Annotated in this window: 8 protein-coding genes; 4 read left to right on the forward strand and 4 right to left on the reverse strand. The window is 68.0% G+C overall.

Going from position 1 to position 7,886, the window contains the following annotated elements; translation table 11 throughout:
• From AB4Y86_RS07230 to AB4Y86_RS07240, 3 genes are all read right to left on the reverse strand, one after another.
• Nucleotides 1–275, reverse strand: a 275-nt coding sequence (locus AB4Y86_RS07230; RefSeq protein WP_441401412.1) for an Hsp70 family protein, incomplete at its 3' end; no start/stop codon positions are given.
• Between the two features lie 332 nt (nt 276–607).
• Nucleotides 608–1,087 carry a hypothetical protein gene (locus tag AB4Y86_RS07235; RefSeq protein WP_441401414.1) on the reverse strand — a complete coding sequence of 160 codons (480 nt, stop codon included), beginning with the start codon at nt 1,085–1,087 and terminating at the stop codon, nt 608–610.
• A gap of 115 nt (nt 1,088–1,202) precedes the next feature.
• Nucleotides 1,203–1,943, reverse strand: a complete 741-nt coding sequence (locus tag AB4Y86_RS07240) for a TetR/AcrR family transcriptional regulator (RefSeq protein ID WP_441401416.1) — start codon at nt 1,941–1,943, stop codon at nt 1,203–1,205.
• Nucleotides 1,944–2,064: 121 nt separating this feature from the next.
• Between AB4Y86_RS07240 and AB4Y86_RS07245 the strand changes: the two genes are divergently transcribed.
• The gene (locus AB4Y86_RS07245) at nt 2,065–2,997 is read left to right on the forward strand and encodes an NAD-dependent epimerase/dehydratase family protein (protein ID WP_441401418.1); all 933 of its coding nucleotides are present in this window, start codon (nt 2,065–2,067) and stop codon (nt 2,995–2,997) included.
• A 40-nt stretch (nt 2,998–3,037) separates the two neighbouring features.
• Here the strand turns inward: AB4Y86_RS07245 and AB4Y86_RS07250 are convergent, their stop codons facing one another.
• Nucleotides 3,038–5,251, reverse strand: a complete 2,214-nt coding sequence (locus AB4Y86_RS07250; RefSeq protein ID WP_441401419.1) for an MMPL family transporter — start codon at nt 5,249–5,251, stop codon at nt 3,038–3,040.
• Nucleotides 5,252–5,478: 227 nt separating this feature from the next.
• On the opposite strand from AB4Y86_RS07250, the gene AB4Y86_RS07255 reads away from it, so the two are divergent.
• The 3 genes from AB4Y86_RS07255 to AB4Y86_RS07265 form a co-directional block, all read left to right on the forward strand.
• Nucleotides 5,479–5,979 carry a MarR family winged helix-turn-helix transcriptional regulator gene (locus AB4Y86_RS07255; protein WP_441401421.1) on the forward strand — a complete coding sequence of 167 codons (501 nt, stop codon included), beginning with the start codon at nt 5,479–5,481 and terminating at the stop codon, nt 5,977–5,979.
• Between the two features lie 81 nt (nt 5,980–6,060).
• Nucleotides 6,061–6,876, forward strand: a complete 816-nt coding sequence (locus tag AB4Y86_RS07260; protein ID WP_441401423.1) for a methyltransferase domain-containing protein — start codon at nt 6,061–6,063, stop codon at nt 6,874–6,876.
• Nucleotides 6,877–7,475: 599 nt separating this feature from the next.
• On the forward strand, nt 7,476–7,886 hold a 411-nt coding region (locus AB4Y86_RS07265), incomplete at its 3' end, for a hypothetical protein (RefSeq protein ID WP_441401425.1).

A 7,886-nucleotide genomic window follows, 5' to 3' on the forward strand; every position in this document is an offset into this window, starting at 1 on the left:
GAGATTTCCTGCGCGGTGTACTTCTTGTCGTCGATCGCGACGCTCCAGTCGGTGCCCATGTGGCGCTTGACCGAAGCGATGGTGCGGTCGATGTTGTTGACGGCCTGGCGCTTGGCAATCTCGCCGACCAGGACCTCGCCTGACTTGGAGAATGCAACAACCGACGGCGTGGTGCGGCCACCCTCGGCGTTGGCAATGACGGTGGGCTCGCCACCTTCGAGAACGGAGACGACGGAGTTCGTGGTTCCGAGGTCAATACCTACTGCTCGTGACATGTGTTGCTTCCTTCTTTCCGTGGAAACCTGCTGGCCCCGGCCATCGGACTGCCCGGCGACCGGGCCATACCCGGGGATCGAGCCCGTCGATTACGAGGCGCGCTCACCTATTGAGCGCTCTGCACTCAACTTTACAGAACGTCATTCCGATGTCAAACCAAAGTTGAGTCAACGCGACTCAACTTCGCCGAATGGGCCGACGGGCGGGGCCCTGCTTGGCCGCGACAGCCCGGAATTCCCGGGTTTTCGGGCAACGCAAGGACGATTGCCGGGAGGTTTCGCTCTGCGAGAACGGGCCGGATTCCGCTCGCCGCGAGGGTTTCGCCGAGGATCTACAGGCCGTCGCGGCCGGCGTCATCCCGAACCGTGCCATCCCGGCCAACGCGCTCGTCCTCGGCTGCACCTGAAGAGCGGCGGCCGGTCCGCCCGGCACCCGCGGCGCCAGCGGCACCGTAGTCACCTTCGGGGTACTCGCCTTCCTCCCCCGCGGCGGCGTCGGGACCCGTGGCGCCGGCCCCGCCGTAGTCGCCTTCGGGGTAATACCCCTCCTCGGCGCCAATCGTCGAGCCGGTGGCCACGCCGGCGTTGCCGTAGTCCCCCTCAGCGTAACCGCCTTCGGGAGCACCGGCCGGGTTCTCCCCCGCTACGCCAGCATCGCCATAGTCGCCCTCGACATACTGGCCGGCGTCGGCTTCGAGCCCCGGAACTTCGGCGGGCTGCTCTTCGCCGGTCTGCTTTTCTGCGGCTGAAGCCGCGGTCGCACCGCCGCGTTCCTGCGCTGCCGTTTGGTCAAACCCACTGTTTTCAGACATGTTTGGATCCCTCCTGCAAGCGTTGGGCACCCGCTTGGGCGCAGTCGCAGTCTATCGAGCGGCACAGGGCGGCAACAGGGGTCCGGCGCACACGCGGCGCGGAAAGTTGCCGCCTCTAGGCCCGCAGCCCGAGCAGCCGAGCCAGCACCGCCAAATGGCGCTCGAACAGCTCGTCGCCCGCCGCGAAGGTGTCCGCACCGTACTGGCCAAAGACTTCGAAACTGACGGCGCCAAACAGCGACGTCCAGACCAGCGCACCCGTCGCCAGCGCCGCATCGGGCACCGCCAGCCCCATCTCGCCGCGGATTTTCGCCAGGTCCGCCGCTAGCGGTGCCGTCACCACGACGGCAGAGGCTTCCGGGCCCGCCTCGGAGAGTTCGCCGGCCCGCCACGCACCGTCCAGGATGGCCATCAAGGCGACGACCACCCGCGTTCCGGGGCCAATGGTCCGCTCCGCCGGCGCGTTGTAGCCGGGCACCGGGCTGCCGAAAAGCAGCGCGTAGCTGGCCGGCTGCACCAACGCCCAGCTCCGGACGGCGGCCCCCAGCGCCTTGAACCTCCCGGCGAAATCACCCTCCGGACGGACTGCGACGGCGGCATCCACGGCGTCGCCCAGCTCGTTGTAGGCGTCGACGAGCAGCAGGGTCAGCAACTCTTCGCGGCTTTCCACGTACCGGTAGACCGCGGAGGAGACCACACCGAGGTCCCGGGCGACGGCGCGCAGGGACAGTGCGGCGGCCCCATGGAGGGCCAGGTGCTCCCGGCCGATGCGCACAATGTCCTCCAGGGTCCGCGCACGGGCCCGCTCCCGGGGCGTGCGCGGGGCGGTTCCTGCGGCGAGGCCATCGTCAGTCATGGGTCCAGCATCGCACAATGCAGAGCGGTGTCAACAATTGCGAGCAGTGCTCTTGACTAGAGGCGGCCGTGGTGTGCAGACTTGGGAGAGCAGCGCTCTCAAAACTCTTGGAGGAGAAGTCATGAACGATCTGTACGTTGTCACTGGAGCAGGGCCGGTTGGCTGGACTGTGGCAGAACAGTTGGCMGAGCAAGGCAAACGCGTAAGAGTCCTGACGCGCTCGGGCAGCGGCCCGGAGCATCCGCTGGTGGAGCGGGTCGTGGCAGACGTTCAGGACCGTGCCCTGGTCCGGGCCGCCGTTTCGGGTGCGGCCGCCGTCTTCCACTGCATCCACGGCTCGTCCTACACTGCGGACGCGTGGCGGGCGGAGCTTCCCGGGGCAGAACAGGCGGTGCTGGCTGCAGCGGGAGAGGCGGGCGCCGTCGTCGCCTTTCCCGAAAGCCTCTACTCCTACAGCGAGCCGGAACGCTCGATGACCGAGGCGGGTCCGCGAGCGGCCCAGGGCGGAAAGCGGGGGGTCCGTACCGACCTGCTCCGGGCCAGGGAAGTCTCGTCAACCAACACCGTCACCATGGTCGCGGGCGACTTCTTTGGGCCACGCGTCAGGACCTCCCATGGCGGCGAGCGGATGGTCCGGCCGGTCTTGGCTGGAAAGAAGTTGTGGGTGATCGGCAGCGCCGACCAGCCGCACGCCTTCACCTATGTGCCCGACCTGGCGGCCGCAATGATCCACGCCGCCCAGGCGCCGGAGCTGTGGAACAAGGTATGGCACACACCCTCCGTACCGGCCGTTACGCAGCGGCAGCTGGCAGCGGCGTTCGCTGAATCTGCAGGCGCCGCAAAGCCCAAAGTTGGCGCCGTACCGGGGTGGGCACTCCGAGCCTTTGGCTTGTTCGCACCGGGTATGCGGGAGGTGGCCGAGATGCTCTACCAGTTCGAGAAGCCGTTCGTGATGGACTCCGCCGCCAGCCAGGCCGGCCTGGGGCTGCGGCCAACCCCGCTCAAGGAAGCAGCCGCCGCCACCGTGGCCTGGTGGGGGGACCAGGGACGGTGACGACGGCTGCGGTCGTGGGTTCCGGGGAGCGGGGTTCCGGTCAGCGGACGCCTGCCTCCGCGGATTCGGGCTCCGCGGCGGCCGGACGGGCAGCGGCGGCGTCGGTCTCGGGACGCCCCAGCTTGCCCGGCCACCAGATCCGCGGGCCGATGTCGTACGCCAGGGCGGGGACCAGCAGGGAGCGGACCAGGATGGTGTCCAGCAGCACACCGAAGGCCACGATGAACGCCAGCTGCACCAGGAACATGATGGGGATGACTCCCAGCGCCGCGAAGGTGGCCGCGAGCACCACACCGGCGGAGGTGATCACCCCGCCCGTGACGCCCAGGCCGCGCAGGATGCCGGGCCGGGTGCCGTGCTTGATGGATTCCTCCCGGACCCGGCTCATCAGGAAGATGTTGTAGTCCACTCCGAGGGCAACCAGGAASACGAAKCCGAASARCGGSACGGTGGCATCGGCGCCCGGGAACCCGAAGATGTGGTTGAACACGACGGCCGAGACGCCCATGGCAGCGCCGTAGGAAAGGACCACGGAGAGGACCAGCAGGACCGGGGCCAGCACGGAGCGCAGCAGCAGCATCAGGATCACGAGGATGACCGCGAGGATCACCGGGATGATGGTGACGAGGTCCCGCTGGGCGGTGGTGTTCGTGTCCAGGGCGGTCGCGGTCACGCCGCCCACCAGGGCGCCGTCGTCGATCTTCTTGAGTTCCTGGCGGAGCGACACCACCGCATTTTCGGCCTCRCTGGAGTCGGCGGCGAAGTTCAGCGTCGCGTTGATCAGCACCTTGCCGTCCCGGACGGCCGGGGCTGTCGGGGCGCCGGGGACCCCGGGCGCGCCGCTGACGATCGGCACGCTGCCCTCGGCCAGCAAATAGGCGTCACCGACGCCGTCACTCGCCTTGGTTTTAGCCAGCACGTCCTGCGCCTTCGCCTCATCGGCGACGATGACGGCCGGGCTGCCGGAGCCGGCGTCGAAGTGGCGGGCCAGCGCATCCTGGCCGTCGACGGCGTTGGAGGCCGTGAGGATGACGTCGGTCTGCGGGACGCCGTTGGCCTTGAGCTGCAGGACGCCGGCCGAGGCAACCAGGAGCAGCAACACGGAGGCGACCCAGACGGTCCGGGGCCGGCGGGAAACTAGCGAGCCGGTGGCGCGCCAAAGGCCCTTCTGGCCCTCAAGCCCGGTGACGAGTTCAGGCTCGCGCTCAGTCTCCGGGAGCAGCTTGGGGCGGAACGGCCAGAACGCGGCCCGGCCGAGCAGTGCCATCATCGCGGGCAGCAGGGTCAGGGCGGCGAAGAGCGAACACAGAATTCCTGCTGCCGCCACGGGTCCGAGTCCCTTGTTGGAATTGAGGTCGGAGAACAGCAGGCACAACAGGGCGATGATGACGGTTGCGCCGGAAGCCAGGATGGGCTCCCAGGACTTCTTCCACGCTGTCAGGGCGGCGGCCGTGCGGTTGGTGGTGTGCGTCAGGGCCTCGCGGAAGCGGGCCACATAGAGCAGCGCGTAGTCCGTGGCGGCGCCGATCACCAGGATGGAGAGGATGCCCTGGCTTTGTCCGTTGAGCTGGATCCAGCCCAGCTTGGCCATGCCGAAGACCAGGAGGATCGCGGCGCAGAGCGCGAAGACCGAGGTGAAGAGGACGGTAATCGGCAGCAGCAGCGAGCGGTAGACGACCAGCAGGATCAGGAACACGGCCCCGAGGGCGACGAGCAGCAGGATACCGTCGATGCCTGCGAACGCGCTGACGAGGTCTGCGGCGAGGCCGGCAGGCCCGGTAACAAAGGTCCGCATTCCCTCCGGCGCGGATGCGGCCACCTCCGTCCGGAGCTCTTTAATGACGTCCTTGACCACGCCGGAGGAATCGATGGGGACCACGAACTGCACAGCCTTCGAATCCTTGGACGGGATCGGACCAATCACGGTGCTGCCGACTTTCAGGGCCTCCAGCTTGCCCTTGAGCGCGGCCGTCTGGCCCAGCTGTTCCTTCGTGAAGGCCGAATCGCCCTCGACCACAATGACGGCCGGGATCTCTTTGGTGTCGCGGAACTTGCCCTGCCAGTCCTGCGCCGCGGTCGCCTCGGCACTAGCCGGCAGGAAGGACGCCTGGTCGTTGGAGGAGACCTCGCTCAGGCGCCCGAAGGTGGGGCCGCCGACCCCCGCAATGGCCAGCCAGGCGACTACGAGCACAACCGGAACCAGCCAGCGCAGCCAGAACGGAACACGGGGGGGGTGCTTGAGGTTGGGTTTCATGACGTCCTTCGGGTGCGGCCTCGGAAGAGTAAGATTGAATCCATCATAGACTATCTCCATTGTGGAGATAAAGTGTGGAGATAGGCAGCTTGGAGACAACCAGCTTTGGCTGACTTGCGCGGACCGGATCCCGGCCGGCGCGCCCTGCAGTAAACTCCGGAGGGCGCAGCGGACGGGGAATGTCCCGGCCCGCGACGGAAGAAAGCAAGYATTAGAGGAGGCCGGCCGTGACAGAAGCTTCGGGACGCCCGGACGCCGCAGGACCTCCGCCGTTGGTCCACCTGCTCCAGGAGTTCAGCCTCGAGGCCAACCGCTACGTGGATGCGGCCGGCGGCAGCAACGACATGCACCGCACGGACCTCAACGCCCTGGCCGTGATCATGCAGCACACCGCGAAGAACCAGGTGGTCACCCCTGGTGTGCTCCGCAAGGAACTGCACCTCAGCTCGCCTGCCACCACGGCCCTGATCGACCGGCTGGACAAGTCCGGCCATGTGGTCCGGGAACGCCAGGGCACGGACCGCCGGCAGGTCCAGCTCCGGATGACCCCGAAGGCCTACCGCGACGGCGGCGCCATGTTCCGGCCGCTCGCCCGGCACATGGGTGCGGCGCTGCAACGCTTCACGCCGGAGGAACTGGAAGTCGCGACCCGGTTCATGACTGCAATGATCGACGCGACGGTCCGGGCCGGGGAAGAAGCGGCCGCTCCCCCAACTGACTCCCATTAGTTGTCGCTTTCAGGGCTCTAAACGGCAACAAGTGCGGGTCAGTTGGGGCGTTTCCGGACGCGGACGGCGTAGCGTTTCCCTATGAGTGCCCAGCAGCCCGACGACGTCTACAGCCACGGCCACCACGAGTCGGTGGTCCGCGCGCACGCATCCCGGACGGCGGAGAACTCCGCCGCGTTCGTGCTCCCGTACCTGACCGAGGGGGTGTCGGTGCTCGACGTCGGCTGCGGACCCGGCAGCATCACCTGTGATTTCGCCGGACTCGTCGCCCCCGGCGAGGTCACCGGCCTGGACCGCTCACCCGACGTCATCAGCCACGCGAGCGCCCTGGCCACCGAGCGCGGAGTGGCCAACGTCCGCTTTGTTGCCGGCAACATCTATGACCTTGATTTCGAAGACGAGACGTTCGACGTCGTGCACGCGCACCAGGTGCTGCAGCACCTCACCGATCCGGTCGCCGCGCTCCGGGAGATGCGCCGGGTGGCCAAAGCCGGCGGGATCGTGGCCGTCCGCGACGCCGACTTCCACGGCATGAGCTGGTATCCCGCCGTCCCGGAGCTGGATGAATGGATGGAGCTCTACCAGCGGATCGCGCGCCGGAACGGTGCCGAGCCCGACGCCGGGCGGCGGCTCGTGTCCTGGGCACAGGCAGCCGGGTTCACCGACGTCGCGCCGACCAGCAGCAACTGGTTGTACGCGACCGCGCAGCAACGGCGCTGGCAGGCGCGGGTCTGGGGCGAGCGGGTGCTGCATTCGGCCTTCGCGGACCAGGCCCTCGAGTACGGGTTCTCCACGGCGGCAGACCTGGCCCGGATCTCCGCGGGCTGGCACCGCTGGGGTTCCACGGACGACGGCTCGTTCCTGATCCCGAACGGCGAAGTGATCGCGCGGGCCTGAGGAGTGGCGGCCGGGGGTCGGACTAGTCGGTCCGGCCGCCGGCAGCCCACACAGGACGAGACCGCCTAGCCCCCGGAGCCGTACAGCCGCCCGTCTGCCGGACGCGGCCACCCCTGTTACGGGCCTGCCCACACCATTTGCCAAATATGGCCGGTTTGACACGGCCAGAGCGGCCATCTGTGGCAAACGGCCGGCGCGGTTTGCGTTCCGCGGACGACGGCGGGCTCCCCACTCCCGCCCGCAAAGGATCGACGGGGCCTGAGCGACCGGGCCTTGTCCACATAGCCGCAGGCGTCCCGGACGGGTCCGGGCACGTTTTTCTAGCATCTGAACGTGATCATCGGCCCGTGCGCGCTCGTACTTCGACCAGTATCCGAGCCATGATGACCTCCCAAGGACCATGTTCCACTGGTCGCATTCGAGGCGGGGCAAGTGTGGCTGAGAGCGTTCGACTGACGGGCTCGAACCTGTGACTGCACCGGGGCCTTCACAGCACCGCCACAGTGGCACCAAAGTCGTGCCAAATCTCCGCGGCCGAAGCTGGTTACAGGCGGAAGCTCGGCCGGCCCGGGATTCGGGCCCAGCAAAGGAGACACATCATGGCAAGAATCAACAAGGCCACAGCGGCCATCATGCTCGCCGCGGTCGTCGGCGGGGGCGCCATTGGCGCTTCAGCCCTCCCAGCGATGGCCGCCGACACCACCGGCAGCACATCGTCGAGCTCGACCACCGCGGGCAACGGCGACGGAACCGAAGGCAGCGGAACCGGCGCTCCCCGCGGGCAGCACCAGGCCAACGGCAAGACCGAGGAGATCCTCACCGGCGACACCGCCGCGAAGGTCCAGGCATCCGTCAAGGCCGCACAGCCCGACGCGACGATCGAACGGATGGAAACCGACGCCGACGGCGCTACCTACGAAGCCCACATCACCAAGGCCGATGGCACGCACGCCACCGTACTGTTCGATGCGAACTTCAACATCACCGGGACGCAGGACCAGGGCCAGGAC

It is taken from the genome of Arthrobacter sp. 2YAF22_2, assembly GCF_052114645.1.
Lineage (GTDB): Bacteria > Actinomycetota > Actinomycetes > Actinomycetales > Micrococcaceae > Arthrobacter.

Coding starts and splice junctions, on each gene's coding strand:
- AB4Y86_RS07235 (WP_441401414.1), bottom strand. CDS start 1,087: ATGTCTGAAAACAGTGGGTTTGACCAAACGGCAGCGCAGGAACGCGGC.
- AB4Y86_RS07260 (WP_441401423.1), top strand. CDS start 6,061: ATGAGTGCCCAGCAGCCCGACGACGTCTACAGCCACGGCCACCACGAG.
- AB4Y86_RS07240 (WP_441401416.1), bottom strand. CDS start 1,943: ATGACTGACGATGGCCTCGCCGCAGGAACCGCCCCGCGCACGCCCCGG.